Genomic DNA, 19,077 nt, shown 5'->3' on the forward strand with positions numbered 1-19,077 from the left:
CATTCTAGAGGGCGGAGTTGAAGCTCGAAACGCGCGCGACACGGCCGGTGGGCATGGGGAGTACGCGTCCGAGCTTCTTGGCGACACCCGCGTCGCGTACGTCGATCTCCGCGAGGGGGACCCGGTTCTTCTTCGCAGTGGCGAAGGTGACAGAGGTCTGATAGGTCACGACGGCCGTCCTTGATCACGTTGTCCGAACAGGAGACACGGCACCGTTGCAGTGTCAGCGGCTCGACTTTACTCTCATGAACTCCCGCGGCAACTCGACGCGTGGGGACGGGACAAAAGCGTTGCCAGGAATTCACGGCACGACTCGGAATAGATCATTCCGCTAATCGGGTGACAACAAAACAGCAGACGGGGGCGCGCATGGCCGACTCACGCGGACCACTGCACAGCATGGTCTTCCGCAACGCTGACCTGCCGGTTCTCTTCCATCACGCGGACGCGATCGCCATCGCCCGGCAGCGGCAGGCGGTGACCGCCACCCGGCGGACCCTGCTGCTCCTGGTGGTGGGCGCGCTGTTCGCGGCACTGCCCTGGCGGTGGCGGATCGGGGACTCGTTCCAACTCACCGGCGCACTCGCGGCGTCGGCGTACGCCGGAGTGCTTCTGGTCACGCTCCGTTCGGCGGGTCAGCGAGCAAAGTCGCACTGGCAACTCAACCGCTCGGCGGCGGAGTTCATCAAGTCGCTCTCGTGGCGTTACGCCGTGCACGGAGCGCCCTTCGACACCGCCGCCCCCGACGCCGGGAGCCTGTTCACCACCCGACTGGAGGCGGGGCTCGGCGAGTTGAGAAAGGTCGGCTGGGAGGATCCCCGGGACACCGGGGAGATCGGGCAGCGCGCGGCCGGGGAGCTGATCACGCCGGCCATGCGGATGCTGCGCGGAAAACCGTTCGACGCCCGCCGGGAGACCTATGTCCGGGACCGGCTGATCGAACAGCGCAACTGGTACCACCGCAGAATGGTGGTCTCCCGGCGCGCCACCGCGCTCTGGTCGGCCACCATCACCGCGCTGACCCTGCTGGCGCTCTTCCTGGCCCTGCTGCGGACGTTCTCGCTGACCGGAGCCTCCGCCGTGCTGGGGCTGCTGTCGGCGTCCGCCGCGGCCTGTCTGGCGTGGAGCGAGATACGCCGCCACCAACCCCTCATATCGGCCCACTCGTTGGTCGAGGAGGACCTCGCGGCGATGCACACCGCGATGGAGACGATGGTCACCGAGGAGCAGTGGGCCAACGCGGTGTACGAGACCGAGCGCATCGTCTCGCCGCAGCACACGGACTGGCTGGTACGGCACCGGAGTTGAGCCGGTACGGAGCGCGCCCGGGGCGGTCCGGCGGCACCCCCGCCGGACCACCGCCCGCACCGCCTCAGGCGCGCTCCACACCGTCGCACCAGATCACCGTGACCGGCTTGCCGCGCTCCCGCGCGTAGCGCACGATGTCGCCCGTACCGCCGAGTCCGCGGGCCGGGCGGCCGTCCCACACCGCCAGCAGCCGGTCGCAGTGGTCGGCGATATAGGTGCCCGCCGCGTAGTACGCCTCGTCGGTGGAGTGCGGGAAGGCCATCCGGACCTCCAGCGTGGCCCGGTCCTTGAGCCGCCGGTAGCCGTCGAGTTCCCCCGGGTCGTCGAAGCCGTCCTCGTAGTCCCCGCTGGGGATGACGACGGTCAGCCGCGCGCCCCGGTCCAGGGCGAGCACGGCGAAGAGCTGGTCCGCGCCCGCCGCCAGGCTGGAGAGCGCCTCCACCGACCCCGTCTGGGTACGGAGCACGGCCGCGATGGCGGCCTTGATGTGTCCGTACGCCTCGGCCGGGATGTCACGGTGGCCGGTCACTCCGATGCGTTTCACAGTCCGCGCTCCCCCGGTCCCTCTGCGCCGTTCCCCCCGGCCACATCTTTCCAGAAACACGGAGGCGAGCCCCCGCCCATGGCTCGGACGGAGGCTCGCCCCGGACGCTTTCCGGCCGCGTCCGGCCGGGGTGCGGTCAGACGAGGCTGACCCCGTACGCGCTCAGCGCCGCGTTCACCGGCTGGAAGTACGTCGTGCCGCCCGAAGTGCAGTTGCCGCTGCCGCCCGAGGTCAGCCCGATGGCGAGCGAACCGGAGTAGAGCGGACCGCCGCTGTCGCCGGGCTCGGCGCAGACGTTGGTGCGGATCAGACCGCTGACGATGTCACCGCCGCCGTAGTTCACCGTGTAGTTGAGGCCCGTCACCGTCCCGCTGTGGGTGCCGGTCGTCGAGCCGCGCCGGGTGACGGACAGCCCCACGGTGGCGTTGGCCGACCCCGTGATGGTCACACTGCCGACGGTCCCCGGGTGGGCCAGCGCGGTGTTCGCGTACCGCACGATGCCGTAGTCGTTGCCCGGGAAGCTGCTGCCGGCCGAGGGGCCGATGCTCGTGGTGCGGGCGGAGGTGGTGTACCAGGCCGGCAGGCCCTCGGTGCAGTGACCCGCCGTCAGGAAGTAGTACGTGGTGCCGCTGCGGACGTTGAACCCGGCCGAGCAGCGCCAGCTGGTGGCGTACACGGCGTCGCCGCCCGAGATCAGCTTGGAGATCGTGCCCGTGGTGCGCTCGACACGCACCGCGCCCGCGTTGGCGCCCGCGGCCTGCTTGATGCTGTCGATCTCGGCCTGGGTGACGGTCGAATCGGCCTGTACGACAACGGAGTTGTTCGCCTTGTCGACCGCCCAGGCGGTGCCCGCGACATCGGCCTCCAGGACCGCGTCGCCGACCGCGCCGAGCTGGCTCGCGCTGAACGTGGTGGTCTGGGCGGCGCTCGCGGTGGGTATCGCGAGTGCCACCGCGGCGGCGAGTCCGGTGGTGACGGCGAGCAGACGTACGCGTCTTGCCACACCGTTGAGGGGGGTTGTGCGCTTGATCCTCACTGGTCGTTCCTCCCGAGGGGAATCGGGGGCCCGTTTGTGGGGTTCCGGGGCCCGTGAGGCGCAGCCGGCGCGCGGCGGCCCGGGGGTCGCCCGGACACACCGCACGCCGACCGGCGCTGCACGGGAGTATTCGCCCGCCTCAACTCCGGCCGCAAGAGGGCCTTTTGGCCGTGAGGCGGCTTCCTCAGCCGGTACGGACGGAGCGCTCGCCCGCCGCGACGGCGAACGGCAGGGTGTTGCCCGGCGGCGGGAACGGGCAGATGAAGTGGTCCGCGAAGGCGCACGGCGGCAGCAGCGCGCGGTTGAAATCGACCGTCACCGTCCCGTCGGCGGCCGGGGCCGCGGGCCGCAGAAAACGGAACCGGAAGCTGCCGTGCCCGCTGGTGGTGTCCGCGAAGACCGCCCACAGCGAGCCGTCGGCCTCGACCGCCACCTGAAGGGTGTGTTCCGTGCCGTCGACGGTGAAGGCGATCTCGCCGCCGAGGCCGAGGCCGCGCTCCCGCCCGTCGGCGTTCTCGACCCGTACGCTCCGGGCCTCGGCGTACGGCCGGAAGCGGCCCGGCAGCGTCCAGCCCGCGTCGTACTCCGTGGCCTCGATCGCCCGGAACGCGCGCCGCGCGGCGGACTCCGGGTCGAAGTCCCGTACGGCCCAGAGCCCTTCGCGGCGCAGCACGACCAGCCGCCGGCCGCCCGCGGCGATCCGGGAGTCCCCGGGCGCGCCGGTGTCGGCGCCGAGCGCGACCTCACCGGTGACCGGCCGGCCGCCGTCGGTGAGCCCGTCCCCGGCCGCCGCCGTCAGCACCACCTCGTCCCCGGCCTCGCGCCACCCGCCGGGGATCCCGGGCAGCCGGCCCGCCGGGTGGTCGGCCAGCCAGTGGGTGCCGGTGAGCGCGAGCGGCCCGTACGGCGCGGCGACGGCGGCGGTGCGCCGCTCGTGCCACTCCTTCCACTCCGGGGCGGCGGTGGCGGATGGTTCGGTGGTCATGGCGGGTCAGCCTTTCGGTACGGGGTGCGGAAGCCCCAGGTGTGAGCGCAGGGTGGTGCCCGCGTATTCCGTGCGGAACACACCGCGCTCCTGGAGCAGCGGTACGACCCGGTCGACGACGTCGTCGAGGCCGCCCGGGGTGAGGTGGGGGACGAGGATGAAGCCGTCGGCCGCGTCGGTCCGTACGAAGGTGTCGAACGCCTCGGCGACGGTCTCCGGGGAGCCCACGAAGGACTGCCGGGTGGTCGTCTCGATGACGGTCCCCCGCAGCGACAGCCCCTTGGCCTCGGACAGCGCCCGCCACCGGGCCGCCTCGGCGAGCGGGTCGGCGTGCCGGACCCGGCCCTGGGCGAGACGGACGTCCGGGTCGGGATCGAAGGCGGGCAGCGGCCCGTCGGGGTCGTACGAGGAGAGGTCGCGGCCCCAGATCTGCTCGGCGGCCAGCAGCGCGGTCTGCCCGGAGACCTGCTGGCCGCGGATCTCGGCGGCCCGTTCCTGCGCCTCGGAGTCGGTGTCGCCGATGACGACGGTGACCCCCGGCATGATCTTGAGGTCGGCCGGTTTCCTGCCGTACGTCGCGAGCCTGCGCTTGGTGTCGGCGTAGAAGGCGCGGCCCGCCTCCAGGGTGCCGTGCCGGGTGAAGATCACATCGGCGGCCGCCGCGGCGAACTCCCGTCCCTCGTCCGAGTCACCGGCCTGGATGACCACGGGATGGCCCTGCGGCGGGCGCGCCACGGTGAACTCGCCCTCGATCCGGAACTGCGGTCCGGAGTGGGCGAACGGCCGGGGGCTGCCGTACGGCGCGTCGGGCCGGCCGGGCTCGGGCGGGGTCCAGGAGTCCCACAGCTCGCGGGCGGTGGCGACGAACTCGGCGGCGCGGGTGTAGCGGTCGGCGCGGTCGAGATAGCCGCCGCGCCGGAAGTTCTCGCCGGTGAAGGCGTCGGAGGAGGTCACCACGTTCCAGCCGGCCCGGCCGCCGCTGAGGTGGTCGAGGGTGGCGAGCCTGCGGGCCAGTTCGTACGGCTCGTTGAAGGTGGTGTTGACGGTGGCGGCCAGCCCGAGCCGGTCGGTGACGGCGGCCAGCGCGTTGAGCAGGGTGAGCGACTCGGGCCGGCCGACGACGTCCAGATCGTGGATGAGGCCCTTCTGTTCGCGCAGCCGCAGCCCCTCGGCGAGGAAGAAGAAGTCGAACCTGCCGCGCTCGGCGGTACGGGCGAGCGCCTCGAAGGAGGCGAAGTCGATCTGGGACCGGGAGCGGGGGTCGGTCCAGACGGTGGTGCTGTTGACCCCGGGGAAGTGCGCGGCGAGATGGATCTGCTTGCGCGCGGCGGGCGACGTGCCCGACGACGTGCCCGACGACGTGCCCGACGGCGTCGCCGGAGCCGTGGTCCGGTCCGTGGTCCGGTCCGTGCTCATGAGGTCCCCCCGGCGGACGCGTACTGGTTGGCGGGACGGGCGAGACCCAGGTGCTCCCGGAGCGTGCCGCCCGGATGGAAGGTGCGGAAGAGGCTGCGGTGCTGGAGCAGCGCGACCGTACCGTTGACCAGCCGTTCGAGATCGCGGCGCGGCTCGGCGGGGGTGAGGTGGAAGCCGTCCACGGCGCCGGCCGTGTGCCAGCCGGCGATCAGCTCGGCGAGATCGACGGGGCCGCCCCGGTAGTGCGGTCCGCCGGCACCGGTCGTGGTGTGCGGGGCGCCGACCAGGCCGTGTTCCAGGGGGTGTTCGCCGTCGCCGAGGTCGATGGTGAACGCGGCGAGGACGAGCGGGGTGCCGGCGGCGCGGCCGTGGGCGGCGGCGTGGGCGCGCAGCCGCGCGGCGACCGCGGCGGCCTCCTCGGGGCGGCGGGCCCGGATCAGTACGGCGTCCGCGTGGCGCGCGGCGGTCCGGGCGCGGGGGCCGTCCCCGTCGGCGCCGATGTCGACGAGGGTGACGGGGTGTCCCTGCGGGGGCCTGGGCACGATGGCCGGTCCGCGGACCGAGAAGTCCGTGCCCTCGAAGTCGACATAGTGCAGCTTGTCGCGGTCGATGAAGCGCCCTGTCGATACGTCCCGGATCTCTGCGCCGTCCTCCCAGCTGTCCCAGAGCCTGGCCGCGACCTCCGCGACCTCCCCGGCCTCGCGCCAGAGTTCCCCGGCGGGCGCGGCGGGCCGGCGGCCGAAGAGCCGCGCCTCGGCGGCCGTGGCCGACACCTCGACCCACCAGCCGGCCCGCCCCCGGCTCACCCAGTCCAGCGTGGCCACCGCCGACGACACATGGAACGGCTCGGTGTGCGTGGTCGTCACCACGGGCACCAGACCGACCCGCTCGGTCGCGGGCGCGACCCGGGCCAGCACGGCGAGCGCGTCGGGCCCTGGCCGCCCGAAGGAGTCCCGCAGGGTGACGAAGTCGAGGGCGCCGCGCTCGGCGAGCCGGGCGAGTTCGACATAGGGCGCGGCGTCGAACCCCGGCGGCCCGCCGCCGATCTCGGCGGCGAGATGCAGTGCTCGGGTGGCGGACATGGCGGCTTCTACCTTTCGACGGAGGAGACGGCGGACGGGGACACCCCGAGCGGCGGCGGCACGGACTCCGGCCGTACGGTCGCGGCGGGCGCGGCGGCCGTGACCGGCCCGGCGGGCGCGGCGGGCCTGACGGGCCCGACCGGCGCGGCGGGGCGCGGCCGGGCCAGCAGGGTCAGGGCGGCGCGCGCGGTGGCGTCGTTCTGCCGGAAGGCCGGGCCGCCGGTGCGGGGCCGGGTGAAGGCGCCGCTCGACCGGGCGGTGGTGAACGGGCCGAGCGCGAAGCGGCGCGGATGCGGGGTGCCGTCACGCTCCAGGAGGCGGCCGTCGTCGGGGTCGACCCGGACCAGACCGGCCGACGAGGTCACCGCCGCGCCCTCCTCGTACAGCGCGCGCAGCAGCGGGCTGCGGGTGCGCGCCGGTGACGGATCGGGCAGCCGCGCCTCGACAAGGGCGCGGGCCTCGACGTACTCCCCCGGTACGGCGGGGCTCGTGGCCCGGAAGACACCGCGCTCGTCGTCGGCCTCGATCGCCGTGTCCGGCCCGAGGAAGCGCACGACCCCGGCGCGGGAGAGCGCGAGGAGCTGCCGCAGCCGGGGCCCGGGCGGCCCGGAGGCGAGATAGCTGAAGAAGCCGTGCCACCGGCCGTCGGGGTCGCCCGCGTCACCGAGGCGGATCAGCTGGCCGTAGACCGACAGCAGCGCGTAGAAGACGGCGAGGTCCGCACTGTGGGACGGATCGTGCCGACGGGCGAGATCCGCCGCTATGTAGTCGCGCAGACCGTCCTGGAGTGCGTCGTACGAGGCGAAGCCGCGCCCGCGCAGCGGCCGGTCCAGCACGCCGAGGTCGAGCCGGTCGGCCGGGTCGGGCACGGCCCCGGCGACCAGCGCGGCCAGCTCCGGGCCGCCGGTAGCGGCGGCGTACGCCTTCTCGAAGGCGGTCCAGCCGCCGCGGGTGCGCTCGGGGTGCGCGTGGAAGAGCCGGTGGTAGTGGGCGAAGCCCAGCTCCTTGTCGATGAGCGGCCGGACATCGCGCCGGTGGTCGGCCGGCTCGTCCCGGGCGAGCAGGGCGTCGACCTGCGCGGGCCCGAGGAACCGGGGCAGCGGCGGCCGTTCGCCGTCCAGCGTGTACCCGATCTTGGAGTGGTACGGGACCCCGCGCCGCGACCCGACGTACAGGACGGGTTCGCGCCCGGAGGGGTGGTAGACGAGCCCGCCGCCGTCCTCCTGGTCGCTGCCGGTCCAGCGCCCGCCGCGGCCCTCGGTGACAAGCACCATCAGGTCGACGAAGGCGAGTCCGAAGCCGCGGGTGAGCACCGGTTCACCGGCGGGCAGGGCGGACAGATCGCTGTCGGAGGTGAAGTCGGGCGGCAGGTGGAGCAGCCCGTGCCGCCGCGCGAACTCCGCCAACTCCCGCTGCTGCGCGTCGGGTTCGCCGTCGAGATGGCCGAGGGTCAGCACCACGAGATCGGCGGTCAGCGGTTCGGCGCGGCCGGCCAGCCAGACGCGCTGCCGGCCGCCGCGCGGTCCGCTGACACGCAGGGCGCTGGTGGGGTGGAGGTGGACGGTGACACCGGGCGGCAGGGCGGCGACGGCCTGTTCGTAGACCCAGCCGAGATAGGCGCTCTGGAGCCGCCGGGTGGGGAAGGACTGCCCGGTGAGAGCGGCCCGCTCCGCGCCGAGCACGTCTTCGACGTCACCGCCGTCCCCCGACTCGGATCCGGCCGCCGCCGCCCACTCGTGCAGCGCGGGCCCCTCCCGTACGGGTCCGGCCAGGGCCACCGAGTCGTCGGTGTACATGGTGACGTCCTCGGCCATGGAGTTCATCCACAGGAGCGGCGACTGGTCCCGGCGCCAGATCCGGCCGCCGCCCGGCGGATACGGGTCGACGAGATGGATGTCGAGCCGCCGGCCGGCGTACAGCGACCGCGCGTTGGCGGCGATCCGCTCCAGGAATCCCGTACCGCGCGGCCCGGCCCCGATCACGACAAGGGACGGGGTCACGGCGGACGGGGAGGACGGTGCGGACGCGGAGGACGGCAGCGGCGGGGGCGACAGGGGCATACGAAGGCTCCGTGGATACAGAGATCGAACACGGGAAGTGCCTTCACGGAAAAAATGGCCGGACCGAGCCCCTCAGCACGGTCCACCGCCGACTTGAGGCTACGGGGCGCGCACGGCCCGCTGTCAAGCACGTCCACATGGTGAGCGGCCCGTCTCAGGCACGGTTGACGCGGAAACGGATGCCTGTTCCACTTACCTCATGCATCCGCAGCAGTGGCTGGTCACCCGCTCCCACATCGACTTCGGTCGAGTGTGGTCCGCGTCCTGTTGAGCTGACGCCCTGCCCGGCCTCCCGGAGCTTCTCCGGCGCTTGTGCGCCGTTTCCCGCGTGCCTTCACACGCAGCACCGCCCTGCTCGGCCCCCTCATGATCCGCAGTCGCAACAGCAGCAGCTGTCGCAGCCATCACAACCGCCGCAACAGTCGCAGCAATCACAGCAGTTATCGCACCCGTCCCTGTGGCAGAGGCCCTCCCGCTTCTTCCTCGACCACGGCCCCTCGTACTCGCCGGCGCAGCACAGCCGGCAGGTGCAGCAGAGCCCGACGAAGGCCGCGCACCCCGCCAGCAGACCGCGCGGTACGGGCGGCTTGCGCGGTGCGCCGGCCGGCAGTCCGGGGTGCCCGCTGCCTACCCCATGCCCCTCGCCCGCCCCATGGCCCTCGTCCGTCCCGTGCGCGCACACCGCCGTACCGAAGGCCCGGTCGACCGAGGCGCGCAGCTCGTGCGCCAGCAGTACGTGGGCCAGCCTGCCGTCGGTGAACTCGGCGTCGCGCAGCGCGAGCCGGATCCCGTGCACCGCGTCGTCGGCGAGCCGGCGCGCCTCGGCGCGTCCGGCGCCGGTCGCGGTGAGCGGGTTCCAGGCCCCCGAGGCGGCGTCGGCGGACTGGTCCTCGACCGCGTCCAGCAGATGCGCGAGCCGGCCGAAGAGCCGGCCCGCCTCGGCCAGCGGCGCCCGGTTCCCGGGCCGGCCCGCCAGCACCGCGGTATGGGCGAACGCGGCGGCCGTGGCCGTCTCGGTCGGTTCCGTGACGGTGAGCAGTGAGGTGCCGGGCCCGGCGAGCCGCTCGATGGCCGGCTGCCGGTCGACCGCGTCGACCAGGACCGCCGTGTCGAAGCCCAGTTCCGCGCCCGTCCGCGCGCCGGCCCGGTCCCAGCCGGTGGCGACCCGGCGCGCGGCGGCGGCCAGTGGCCGGCGTTTCAACAGCCCGTCGCGGTCGGCGACGTGGTCCCGTACCTTCGCCGAGGCCAGCACCAGCGACACGGTGGCCGCGAGCCGGGCGCCCTCCCCCCGGGCGACGGGCGCGGTGCGCATGCCGCGCAGCGGGCAGGGGCCCGCCGTCCGCCGTCCCTCGGGGACGCGTTCGGTCTGAGCCTCCGTCAGAACCGAGACGATCAGGCCATCATAGTTCGTGACAATCCGGGCAAACTGCCCGTGATCGGCCCGAAGTGCCAGGCAGAGCCCGCAGAGATGAGCCATCCACTCGGTTTTCAGCCCTTCGGTGAGCCGATGAGCGCAGGGTCTGACAATTCCGAACACAACGGTCCCCCAGGAGTCATTCGGCGGCGCGGCCCGCATCGTATCCAGCCATCGGCGCCGCCCGCCCGTTCACTCGTACGACCCCATCATCACCCATCTGGACGGAACATATTATTTTGGGCCGATAGGGAGGGTTTCAGGGGGCGTATCCTGTAGGAACCTTGACGAAACGCCACATCTTCTGCACCAGTCACGTCACGAATCCCCTGCGCGCCGACTATCCCCTTGGCGCGCGATCCGCATGATGGACGACCATAGGGACAGGGAACGTCATGTGACCGCGGTGAAAGGAGGCGTCCATGGGATCGGTGCGCAAGGCGAGCGCCTGGCTGGGCCTCGTCGAGGACAACGACGAGCGTTACTACGACGACGAGTACGCCGAGGGTGCGGAGAGTGCGGACAGCTGGAAGAGCGAGCCGCGCATGCGGGTCGCCCCGGAAGCCGCCCCGGAGCGGCAGCCCCGCAGGATCGCCACGGTCTCCCCGGAGAGCTTCCGGGACGCCCGGGCCATCGGCGAGCTGTTCCGGGCCGGCACCCCGGTCATCATGAACCTGACCCTCATGGAACCCGCCGACGCCAAGCGCGTGGTGGACTTCGCCGCCGGGCTGATCTTCGGACTGCGCGGCTCGATCGAGCGCGTGGCCACCCGGGTCTTCCTGCTCACCCCCGCCGACACCCAGATCGTCAACGGCGAGGCCACCGGGCCGCAGGACGGCTTCTTCAACCAGAGCTGAGCAAGGTGCTCACCGGTACCCGCCGCCCGGACCGCCGCCCCTCCCGGCACCCGTGAGCCGGCCGGCTCCTACCGGAAGGCGTCGAGGCCGGTGAGCGCCTTGCCCAGGACGAGTTGGTGCATCTCGACGGTGCCCTCGTACGTGAGCACCGACTCCAGGTTTGTCGCATGGCGCATGACCGGGTATTCGAGCGAGATCCCGTTGGCGCCGAGGACGGTCCGCGCGGTCCGGCAGATCCCGATCGCCTCCCGCACATTGTTGAGCTTGCCGAAACTGACCTGTTCCGGACGGAGCCGCCCCGCGTCCATCCGCCGCCCCAGATGATGGGCGAGCAGCAGCCCCTTGTGCAGTTCGAGCGCCATGTCCGCGAGCTTGGCCTGGGTGAGCTGGAAGCCCCCGATCGGCCGGCCGAACTGCTCCCGCGTCTTCGCGTACCCCAGCGCCGACTCGAAACAGGCGCGCGCCGCGCCCATCGCCCCCCACACGATTCCGTACCGCGCGTGGTTCAGACAGCCGAGCGGCCCGCCCAGCCCGGTCGCCGCCGGAAGGACCGCGTCGGCGGGCAGCCGTACCTCGTCGAGGACCAGTTCGCTGGTGACCGAGGCACGCAACGACCACTTATGGGTGATCTCCGGCGCCGAGAAACCGGGCGTGCCCGCCGGGACCAGAAAGCCCCTGATCCCCTCGTCCGTCCGCGCCCAGACCACGGCGACACCCGCCACCGAGCCATTGGTGATCCACATCTTGCGGCCGGTGAGCACCCAGTCGGAGCCGTCGCGCTTGGCGTACGTCCGCATCCCGGCCGGGTCCGAGCCGTGGTCCGGCTCGGTGAGCCCGAAGCAGCCGATGATCTCGCCCGCCGCCATCCCGGGCAGCCACCGCTCCTTCTGCTCGTCCGCACCGAACCGGTGGATCGCGTACATGGCGAGCGAGCCCTGTACGGAGACCAGCGAGCGGATGCCGGAGTCGGCGGCCTCCAGCTCCAGACAGGTGAGCCCGTACTGCACGGCGGTGGCGCCCGCGCAGCCGTACCCCGTCAGGGACATGCCGAGCGCGCCGAGCGAACCGAGTTCGCGCGCCAGCTCCCGGATGCCGGGCAGTTCGCCGCGCTCGTACCAGTCGGCGATGTGCGGCAGCACCCGGTCGGCGGCCCACGCCCGTACGGTGTCGCGGACCGCGAGGTCCTCGGGGGCGAGCAGCTCGTCGAGGCCGAGGGGATCCCGCGGGTCGAAGGGGGGCCGCCGCGCGGTGGAGGCGGTGGCGGGCGGGACGGACGAAGCGGACACGGCCAGACCTCCGGCGGCTCGCACGGCTGTGGACGTCGAACGCCGCCACGACCGGCACACCGGACCGGCGGCAGAACCGGAACCCGCGCCGCCGGTCACGGACGGCTGACGCGACGTTACGGGTCAGCCCGTCGCCCGTCCAGACCCGGCCGGCTCGGCGGGTCCCCGGCCGATCACCGGAACCGCGCCGTCCGGAGCACCGCGCGGCCGGGCGGCGCGCAGCTCGGGCAGGGGCCGCGGCCGTACGGTCACCGCCCGCGGCTCACGCGGACGTACGGCGACCGCGCTCCGGACCGGGGGCACCTCGGCGGCCTTCCCGGCCGTCCCGTCCGCAGCCGCCGCGCACTCCATGGCCCTCGGCAGCCGCAGCGCGGCCAGCGCGCCGAGCAGCAGCAGACCGGCGCTCACCAGCAGCGTCACATGCAGTCCTTGCACGAACGAGTGACGTGCGGCGAGCCGCAGTGACTCCCCCGCACTCCCGCCGAGCCGGGCCGCCACCTGGTACGCCTCGCCCAGCGAGTCGGCCGCGGCGGCGCCGGCGGCCGGCGGAACGCCCTTCGCGGAGGCCATGGCGGGCGCGTACACCGCGTTCATCACACTGCCGAGCAGCGCGATCCCGAGGCCCGCGCCGAGCTGGTACGAGGTCTCGCCGATGGCCGCCGCGCCGCCCGCCCGCTCGGCGGGGGCCTCGCTGAGCATCGACTCGTACGCGCCGAACAGCGTGGTCTGGAGGCCGAAGCCGAGCAGGACGAAGCACGAGGCGAGCAGCGCGGGCCGGTCGTGCTGGCCGAGCTGGACCAGCAGCAGTACGGCGACGGCGGTGAGGACGAAACCCCAGGACACCATCCGCCGGGGGCCGAACCGGCGCAGCGAGAGGGCCCCGGTGGCGCCCGCGGCCATGGCGGCGAAGGTCAGCGGCAGCAGCCGCAGCCCGGCCTCCAGCGGGCTGAGCCCCAGCACCAGTTGCAGATACTGGACGGCGATCAGCTCCAGGCCGACCAGCGCCAGCATGGCGAGGACGATGCAGCCGACGGAGGTGGCGAACGCGGGCCTGGCGAACATCCGCAGGTCTATGAGGGGGTCCTTACGGCGCCGCTGGCGGCGGACGAAGAGGACGAGGAGGGCCGCGCCGGCGCAGAGCGGGACCAGCGTCGAGGGGCCGAGCGGGGTCTCCCCGGCGCCCAGCCGCTTCACCCCGAGGACCACCCCGAGCACCCCGGCGGCGGCCAGGAGCGCGCCGAGGACGTCCCAGGGCCCGCCGTCGGGCCCCCGGGACTCGGGGAGCGCGAAGCGGCCGAGGGGCAGCAGGACCGCCAGCGCCGGAAGGTTGATCAGAAAGACCGAGCCCCACCAGAAGTGCTCGACCAGGAAGCCGCCCAGGACCGGGCCGAGGGCGGCGCCGACCGCCGCGACCGCCGTCCAGATCCCGATGGCCATGGCCCGCTCGCGCCGGTCGGGGAAGACCTCGCGCAGTACGGAGAGGGTCGCGGGCATGATCATCGCGCCGCCGACGCCCAGCAGCGCGCGGGCGCCGATCAGCACTTCGGGGGAGGGCGCGAAGGCGGCGGCGGCCGAGGCCACCGCGAAGATCCCGTACCCCATGAGCAGGATCCGGCGCCGTCCGATGCGGTCGCCGAGGGTGCCGAAGAGGATCAGCAGCGAGGCGCAGACCAGCGGGTAGGCGTCGACGATCCAGAGCAGTCCGACCCCGCTGGGGCGGAGATCGGCGGTGACGGCGGGGACGGCGACATGCAGCACGGTCGCGTCGAGCGCGACCAGCAGCAGGCTGACGCAGAGGACGGCCAGGACGACCCAGCGGTTGGCACCGTCACCGGCGGCACGTATCCGTGCTCCGGCCGTGGCGGTCCCGGACATCTGCCTACCTCCCGGTGTGTCCCTCGCGCGCGGCGGGCCCACGGCGCATGGGGCGCAGGGTGCTCGTGGGGTGGCCCGGCCTCGGCGGACGAGTGAGCCGACAGCGTACGCGAGTGATCGCAAGTGTCACGTGGTGCATGTCTCACCGCTCCGGCCGGGGAGTGTGGCGTACGCCACGCCGCCCGGGCCGGCGGGGTGCCGGTCCCGGGTCCGGGAGCGTGCGTGAGCGTCGGGGAAACTCCACGCGGCTCCACGGTGAACCATTTCCGTTCTTCACAAAGACAGTTCCCGAAACGGTGTGCCGCTGAATAGAGACCAAGGTCCCTTGCATTTCGGGAACCACCCATGGATAAGCGTCCGATAAAAGGGTGACCGAGACACACTCCACATCACATCGTCATCACGAAGAGACCGGATCCGACCGGTTCGGTTACTCACTCGCTGTAACGTCCATTGGGTGCGTACCGACATCTTTGCCCGACTGGACCGGGAGCCGGAACCGCCGAAGATAGAGATCCCGCGGATGAGCCGCACCCGTGCGGCTCTCTTCGGCGGGACCTTGGCGTTCTACATCGCCATCGTCGTCGCTGTGCTCGTCTCGTCCTCGCTGGTGATCCTGGACTGGAAGATCATGCTCTTCCGGCCCTATCAGCAGTGGCCGGACCTGCATGCCTTCCTCGACTACTTCGTGGTGCTCGGCCAGCGCGGTCCCACCGCCGTGATGATCGCGGCGTGGCTGGGCTGGCGCTCCTGGCGCCAGCACACGCTGCGCCCGCTGCTGGTGCTCGGCGCGGCGCTGCTGGCCCTCAATGTGACCGTGGGCGCGGTGAAGCTCGGCCTCGGGCGGCTCGGCCCGCACTACGCGACGCAGATCGGCTCGGCCGAACTCTTCGCCGGCGGCGATATATTTCCCTCCGGCCACACCGCGAACGCCGTCGTGACCTGGGGAATCCTCGCCTATCTGGCCACCACTCCACGGGCCAGGCGATATCTGTCGATCATGTCGTCGGTGGTGGCCCTGGGGGTCGGCGCGACGACGGTGTACCTCGGTACGCACTGGCTGAGCGATGTGCTGCTGGGCTGGGCCGCGGGGCTGCTGATCCTGCTGGGGCTGCCCTGGTTCGAGCCGCTGATCGGCCGGACCGAACGGACGGTCCTGGGCCTGCGCGACCGCCTCCGCGACCGCTGGCGAAACCGCCCTCGGCAGACCCCGGTGGTGCCGGTCGCCGTCGGCGGCGCGCCGTGGCCCGTGCCGGTCCCGCAGGAGGTGCCGCACACCGGCGAGGAGGTCTGCGAGCCGGTCGGCGCGGGGCATCCGGGCCGGGCGGGCGCGCCGGGCCGGCCGGTCGGACAGCTCGCCGCCGCGGCGCAGCTGACGGCCCAGCCGAGGCCGCACGGGGTCCGTTCGGAGCGCACCCCGGTCACCCCGGCGGGCAGCCGCCGTCCGCCGCGCTCACGGCCCCTGACGGGCGGCTGAGCGGGTCCGCCGGGCGGCGGGGAGGTGCGGGAGAGGTACGTACGGGAGCATGACGTGACCCCCGGTCCGGGCGGACCGGGGGTCACGTCGTACGGAAGGCGGGCCAATCGGGCGGGTCGCCGGGTCCGCGGGCGGCCGGGTCAGCCGAACCAGCAGCGGATCACCCGGTCGGCGTCCACCTCGAAGTTGATCCGGCCGGCCACGTACTCCATCGTGATGATCACGCCCGGCGGCAGCGCGCGCACATGGGTCCAGCCGCGCTGCCGGGCGCGCCGCTCGGCGCTCGCGGCGTCCAGGCCGGTATAGGAATCGGGGGCGTCGTCGGGCTGTCGGGGCGGAGTCGGTATCGGTGCCATACCACTCACCGTAAGCGGCCGGAGGCGGCGAAGGAAGCGGTACGGGATAGCCGTACAGAGGCCCGGGGTCCGTACGTGGTCACACTTGTGTCACAGGATGACGGCATGCGCCGGATGTGCCCGTCCTCACTCCGACGGCCCCTTCCCGGGATTCTTCGCGCATTTCCCCGACCCCGAAGATCACATAAATTTACCGTCACCGAATTCCCCTCGCCGGGTTATCCGGACGCTCCCCGGAAGGGTAATTACCGGCCACCCGGCGCCCCGCTTTTCCCGCCGTATCCGTCCGCGGACCCGCCACACGATTTCCGCCGGATCCGCACCGGCGCGGCGGGTCGCGCGTACCGGCGGAGGCGCGGATCGCGGGGGCGTACGGCGGCCGGCCGGAGACGGGAACGACTTCCGGCCACCGGACTGATTCATTCATTTCACGATTTACGACCCCGTCTCTCCCTCCCGGTTCGAATACGTGCGCTTCCGCGCGTGACCCCGGCCACGGCTCGCCCGTTGTCTCTGTACGAGCCGGGAACAGCCCGGCCCACGCACCGAGTTCGAGGAGCCACCCGTGCCGCGCATGCTCGATGTCAGCGAGGACGTCCGCGCCGAGATCGGCGACGAAGAAGCCGACCGGCTGCTCGCCGGCGAGAACTCCCCGGGCAGTTACGACTGCACCTCCTGCCGGACCCCCGGCGACTCCGATCAGGAACGGACCAGCACGGTCCTGTTCGTCGGTGAGGAGACCGCGGTTCTCGCCTTCGCCCACGCCACCTGCATTCCCTCCCAGGTCGTCCAGGTCGCCGAGGACCAGCTCAAGGGCGCGGTCCGGTCGATCACCGGCAGCGAGCCGCAGCCGTCGGGCGTCCCCGCCTCCGTCCCCGGCGGCCAGGCCGTCCTCGGCGTCACCAGCGGTCTGGTGCTGATCGAGGAGGAGCTGCACCCGGCCCTGGTGGTCGAGCCGACGGCGCCGATCGCCCGGCCGGGCTCGGAGGGCACCACCGACGAGTTCCTCCAGCTCCTGATCGAGCAGGGCTTCCAGCCGGTCGGTGACCTGGGCCGGGCGCCCGCCGGGCTGGGCGGCTGGTCGGTGCTGCTCGCCATGGGTCAGCTGCACGCCGTGCTCCAGCCCGGTACGGGCGGCGGGAGCCCGGTCGCCTGGTGGCAGGCCCACCAGCCGCTCCAGGTCACCGAGGGCTGGCGGTCCGCCGCCAACAAGTCGAAGACCGTACTGGTATTCGCCGCCCCGGTCGGCGCCATCGGCCAGCAGCCGCGCGAGGACCTGCTCCGTGACGCGCTGGAGAAGGCCGCGGCGAACGGAAAGCTGGTCGCGGCGGCGATGCCCCTGGCCGGCACGTGATCTGGGGCCCGTCGGCACAGCGGCACCGCCCGCCACCGGCGCGGGCGAATTCCGCCGTGCGCCCGCATCCGACGGGCGGCGGGGTCGTTGGCACATACGTGCACTCATACGACCCCTCCCGCCCGCAGTATCAGAGCCAGATCCCGTCCATGCGTCCCGCGCAGGACTTGGCCGACGGGTTCTCCACAACCCCGATCTACGACGCGCTGTACTCCGAGTTCCGCCGGTCGTTCCGGGCCCTGCCCGGCGACCGGAGCAATGAGGAGAATCTCGGCTTCACGGCCTTCGGCACCGGGCACGCCTCCCACAGCGGCTATGGCGGGTACGGCGGTGGCTATGGCGGCCTCGGCCACACCCCGCACCCGGGATCCTGGCAGCGCGACCCGCGCCAGCCCGCGCACCGCCCCCAGGCGGCGCTGCCCCCGGGACCCCGCCGGGGCGCCTGACGGCCTTAGGGGGGCAAGGGGCCGACGGCACGCAAGCGGTGGGGCCCGGTACGGATCGATCCGTACCGGGCCCCACCGCTTGCGTCTGTCACCCCGCCGGGTCAGCTCACTTCTTGCGCCCGCGCTTCTCGCGCACCCGCACGGAGATATGGATCGGGGTGCCCTCGAAGCCGAACTCCTCACGCAGCCGGCGCTCGATGAAGCGCCGGTAGCCGTGCTCGATGAAGCCCGAGGAGAAGAGCACGAAGCGCGGCGGCTTCGTGCCCGCCTGCGTACCGAACAGGATGCGCGGCTGCTTGCCGCCGCGGATCGGATGCGGGTGCGCGGCGACCAGCTCGCCGAGGAACGCGTTGAGCCGGCCCGTCGGGACCCGCGTCTCCCAGCCCGCCAGCGCCGTCTCGATCGCCGGGACCAGCTTCTCCATGTGCCGGCCGGTGCGCGCCGACACATTCACCCGGGGCGCCCAGGCGACCTGCGCCAGCTCCGTCTCGATCTCGCGCTCCAGGTAGTAGCGGCGCTCCTCGTCGAGGGTGTCCCACTTGTTGTACGCGATGACAAGCGCGCGGCCCGCCTCCACGGCCATGGTGATGATCCGCTGGTCCTGGACGCTGATGGAGTCGCTCGTGTCGATCAGGACGACCGCGACCTCCGCCTTCTCGACCGCGGCGGCGGTCCGCAGCGACGCGTAGTAGTCCGCGCCCTCCTGGAGGTGCACCTTGCGGCGGATGCCCGCCGTGTCGATGAACTTCCAGACCGTGCCGCCCAGCTCGATCAGCTCGTCGACCGGGTCCCGGGTGGTCCCGGCGATCTCGTTGACGACGACGCGCTCCTGGCCCGCCACCTTGTTCAGCAGGGACGACTTGCCGACGTTCGGCCGCCCGATGAGCGCGATCCGGCGGGGGCCGCCGATCGCCGTCCCGAAGGTCTGCTCCGGGGCCTCCGGCAGCGCTTCGAGGACCGCGTCCAGCATGTCGCCGGTGCCGCGGCCGTGCAGCGAGGAGACCGGGTGGGGCTCGCCGAGCCCCAGCGACCAGAGCGCCGTGGCGTCGGCCTCGCCGCTCTGCCCGTCGACCTTGTTGGCGCAGAGCACCACCGGCTTGCCCGCCTTGCGCAGCAGCCGGACCACGGCCTCGTCGGTGTCGGTGGCGCCGACCGTGGAGTCCACCACGAAGACCACCGCGTCGGACGCCTCGATCGCGTACTCGGCCTGGGCGGCGACGGAGGCGTCGATGCCCAGCACGTCCTGCTCCCAGCCGCCGGTGTCGACGACCTTGAAGCGGCGGCCCGCCCACTCGGCCTCGTAGGTGACGCGGTCGCGGGTGACGCCGGGCTTGTCCTCGACGACGGCCTCGCGACGGCCGATGATCCGGTTCACGAGGGTCGACTTGCCGACATTGGGCCGGCCGACGACGGCGAGGATCGGCAGCGGGCCGTGCCCGGCCTCGCCGATCGCGCCCTCCACCTCCTCGGCGTCGAAGCCCTCCTGAGCGGCAAGCTCCATGAAGTCCGCGTACTCGGCGTCGCCAAGCTCTCCGTGTTCGTCGCCGGAGTCGATCTGGTCGTTCATGAAGTCCGTACCTC

17 protein-coding genes are annotated in these 19,077 nt (G+C 72.8%); 5 read left to right on the forward strand and 12 right to left on the reverse strand.

All coding sequences use genetic code 11. The features are described from left to right. Positions 1-4: 4 nt before the first annotated feature. On the reverse strand, positions 5-169 hold the full coding sequence (locus DVK44_RS04735; RefSeq protein ID WP_114658472.1) for an FXSXX-COOH protein: 165 nt from the start codon (positions 167-169) through the stop codon (positions 5-7). A gap of 230 nt (positions 170-399) precedes the next feature. Between DVK44_RS04735 and DVK44_RS04740 the strand changes: the two genes are divergently transcribed. Next, on the forward strand, positions 400-1,308 hold the full coding sequence (locus DVK44_RS04740; RefSeq protein ID WP_114658473.1) for a DUF4231 domain-containing protein: 909 nt from the start codon (positions 400-402) through the stop codon (positions 1,306-1,308). 64 nt (positions 1,309-1,372) lie between these two features. On the opposite strand, the gene DVK44_RS04745 is transcribed toward DVK44_RS04740, so the two are convergent. The 7 genes from DVK44_RS04745 to DVK44_RS04775 all read right to left on the reverse strand — a co-directional run bounded on the left by DVK44_RS04745 (position 1,373) and on the right by DVK44_RS04775 (position 10,007). After that, positions 1,373-1,852: a hypothetical protein gene (locus DVK44_RS04745; protein ID WP_114658474.1), complete on the reverse strand. Its 480-nt coding sequence runs from the start codon at positions 1,850-1,852 to the stop codon at positions 1,373-1,375. A 136-nt stretch (positions 1,853-1,988) separates the two neighbouring features. After that, on the reverse strand, positions 1,989-2,888 hold the full coding sequence (locus DVK44_RS04750; RefSeq protein WP_114658475.1) for a S1 family peptidase: 900 nt from the start codon (positions 2,886-2,888) through the stop codon (positions 1,989-1,991). A 184-nt stretch (positions 2,889-3,072) separates the two neighbouring features. Continuing rightward, on the reverse strand, positions 3,073-3,873 hold the full coding sequence (locus tag DVK44_RS04755; RefSeq protein ID WP_114658476.1) for a DUF1684 domain-containing protein: 801 nt from the start codon (positions 3,871-3,873) through the stop codon (positions 3,073-3,075). A 6-nt stretch (positions 3,874-3,879) separates the two neighbouring features. Beyond that, complete coding sequence (locus DVK44_RS04760; RefSeq protein WP_228447564.1) at positions 3,880-5,187, reverse strand: NtaA/DmoA family FMN-dependent monooxygenase; 1,308 nt, start codon at positions 5,185-5,187, stop codon at positions 3,880-3,882. 98 nt (positions 5,188-5,285) lie between these two features. Beyond that, positions 5,286-6,371, reverse strand: a complete 1,086-nt coding sequence (locus DVK44_RS04765; RefSeq protein ID WP_114658478.1) for an LLM class flavin-dependent oxidoreductase — start codon at positions 6,369-6,371, stop codon at positions 5,286-5,288. An 8-nt stretch (positions 6,372-6,379) separates the two neighbouring features. Continuing rightward, the gene (locus DVK44_RS04770; protein WP_114658479.1) at positions 6,380-8,431 is read right to left on the reverse strand and encodes an FAD/NAD(P)-binding protein; all 2,052 of its coding nucleotides are present in this window, start codon (positions 8,429-8,431) and stop codon (positions 6,380-6,382) included. 364 nt (positions 8,432-8,795) lie between these two features. Beyond that, entirely contained in the window at positions 8,796-10,007 is a 1,212-nt protein-coding gene (locus DVK44_RS04775) for a DUF5685 family protein (RefSeq protein WP_114658480.1), read from the reverse strand. Between the two features lie 260 nt (positions 10,008-10,267). Between DVK44_RS04775 and DVK44_RS04780 the strand changes: the two genes are divergently transcribed. Continuing rightward, the gene (locus tag DVK44_RS04780; RefSeq protein WP_114658481.1) at positions 10,268-10,702 is read left to right on the forward strand and encodes a cell division protein SepF; all 435 of its coding nucleotides are present in this window, start codon (positions 10,268-10,270) and stop codon (positions 10,700-10,702) included. A gap of 68 nt (positions 10,703-10,770) precedes the next feature. Here the strand turns inward: DVK44_RS04780 and DVK44_RS04785 are convergent, their stop codons facing one another. Together DVK44_RS04785 and DVK44_RS04790 are read right to left on the reverse strand one after the other, a co-directional pair. After that, complete coding sequence (locus DVK44_RS04785; protein ID WP_114658482.1) at positions 10,771-11,988, reverse strand: acyl-CoA dehydrogenase family protein; 1,218 nt, start codon at positions 11,986-11,988, stop codon at positions 10,771-10,773. A gap of 123 nt (positions 11,989-12,111) precedes the next feature. Next, positions 12,112-13,863 carry an MFS transporter gene (locus tag DVK44_RS04790; RefSeq protein ID WP_228446992.1) on the reverse strand — a complete coding sequence of 584 codons (1,752 nt, stop codon included), beginning with the start codon at positions 13,861-13,863 and terminating at the stop codon, positions 12,112-12,114. 457 nt (positions 13,864-14,320) lie between these two features. Here DVK44_RS04790 and DVK44_RS04795 point away from each other — a divergent pair, with 457 nt between their 5' ends. Then, complete coding sequence (locus DVK44_RS04795) at positions 14,321-15,340, forward strand: phosphatase PAP2 family protein (RefSeq protein WP_114658483.1); 1,020 nt, start codon at positions 14,321-14,323, stop codon at positions 15,338-15,340. 140 nt (positions 15,341-15,480) lie between these two features. Here DVK44_RS04795 and DVK44_RS04800 read toward each other — a convergent pair whose 3' ends face one another. Continuing rightward, positions 15,481-15,696 (reverse strand): I78 family peptidase inhibitor, encoded by a 216-nt coding sequence (locus DVK44_RS04800; protein ID WP_114658484.1) that lies wholly within the window; start codon positions 15,694-15,696, stop codon positions 15,481-15,483. A gap of 565 nt (positions 15,697-16,261) precedes the next feature. Between DVK44_RS04800 and DVK44_RS04805 the strand changes: the two genes are divergently transcribed. Both DVK44_RS04805 and DVK44_RS04810 read left to right on the forward strand, forming a co-directional pair. Beyond that, positions 16,262-17,050: a hypothetical protein gene (locus DVK44_RS04805; protein WP_114658485.1), complete on the forward strand. Its 789-nt coding sequence runs from the start codon at positions 16,262-16,264 to the stop codon at positions 17,048-17,050. 149 nt (positions 17,051-17,199) lie between these two features. Continuing rightward, positions 17,200-17,496 (forward strand): hypothetical protein, encoded by a 297-nt coding sequence (locus DVK44_RS04810; RefSeq protein ID WP_408055287.1) that lies wholly within the window; start codon positions 17,200-17,202, stop codon positions 17,494-17,496. 106 nt (positions 17,497-17,602) lie between these two features. Here DVK44_RS04810 and der read toward each other — a convergent pair whose 3' ends face one another. Further along, positions 17,603-19,063, reverse strand: coding sequence for a ribosome biogenesis GTPase Der (der, locus tag DVK44_RS04815; protein WP_114658486.1), 1,461 nt, complete (start codon positions 19,061-19,063; stop codon positions 17,603-17,605). Positions 19,064-19,077 lie beyond the last annotated feature (14 nt).

The sequence above is a fragment of the Streptomyces paludis genome (assembly GCF_003344965.1).
Lineage (GTDB): Bacteria > Actinomycetota > Actinomycetes > Streptomycetales > Streptomycetaceae > Streptomyces > Streptomyces paludis.

Coding starts and splice junctions, on each gene's coding strand:
- DVK44_RS04740 (WP_114658473.1), top strand. CDS start 400: ATGGTCTTCCGCAACGCTGACCTGCCGGTTCTCTTCCATCACGCGGAC.
- DVK44_RS04755 (WP_114658476.1), bottom strand. CDS start 3,873: ATGACCACCGAACCATCCGCCACCGCCGCCCCGGAGTGGAAGGAGTGG.
- DVK44_RS04765 (WP_114658478.1), bottom strand. CDS start 6,371: ATGTCCGCCACCCGAGCACTGCATCTCGCCGCCGAGATCGGCGGCGGG.
- DVK44_RS04770 (WP_114658479.1), bottom strand. CDS start 8,431: ATGCCCCTGTCGCCCCCGCCGCTGCCGTCCTCCGCGTCCGCACCGTCC.
- DVK44_RS04775 (WP_114658480.1), bottom strand. CDS start 10,007: ATGCGGGCCGCGCCGCCGAATGACTCCTGGGGGACCGTTGTGTTCGGA.
- DVK44_RS04780 (WP_114658481.1), top strand. CDS start 10,268: ATGGGATCGGTGCGCAAGGCGAGCGCCTGGCTGGGCCTCGTCGAGGAC.
- DVK44_RS04790 (WP_228446992.1), bottom strand. CDS start 13,863: ATGTCCGGGACCGCCACGGCCGGAGCACGGATACGTGCCGCCGGTGAC.
- DVK44_RS04800 (WP_114658484.1), bottom strand. CDS start 15,696: ATGGCACCGATACCGACTCCGCCCCGACAGCCCGACGACGCCCCCGAT.
- DVK44_RS04810 (WP_408055287.1), top strand. CDS start 17,200: ATGCGTCCCGCGCAGGACTTGGCCGACGGGTTCTCCACAACCCCGATC.
- der (WP_114658486.1), bottom strand. CDS start 19,063: ATGAACGACCAGATCGACTCCGGCGACGAACACGGAGAGCTTGGCGAC.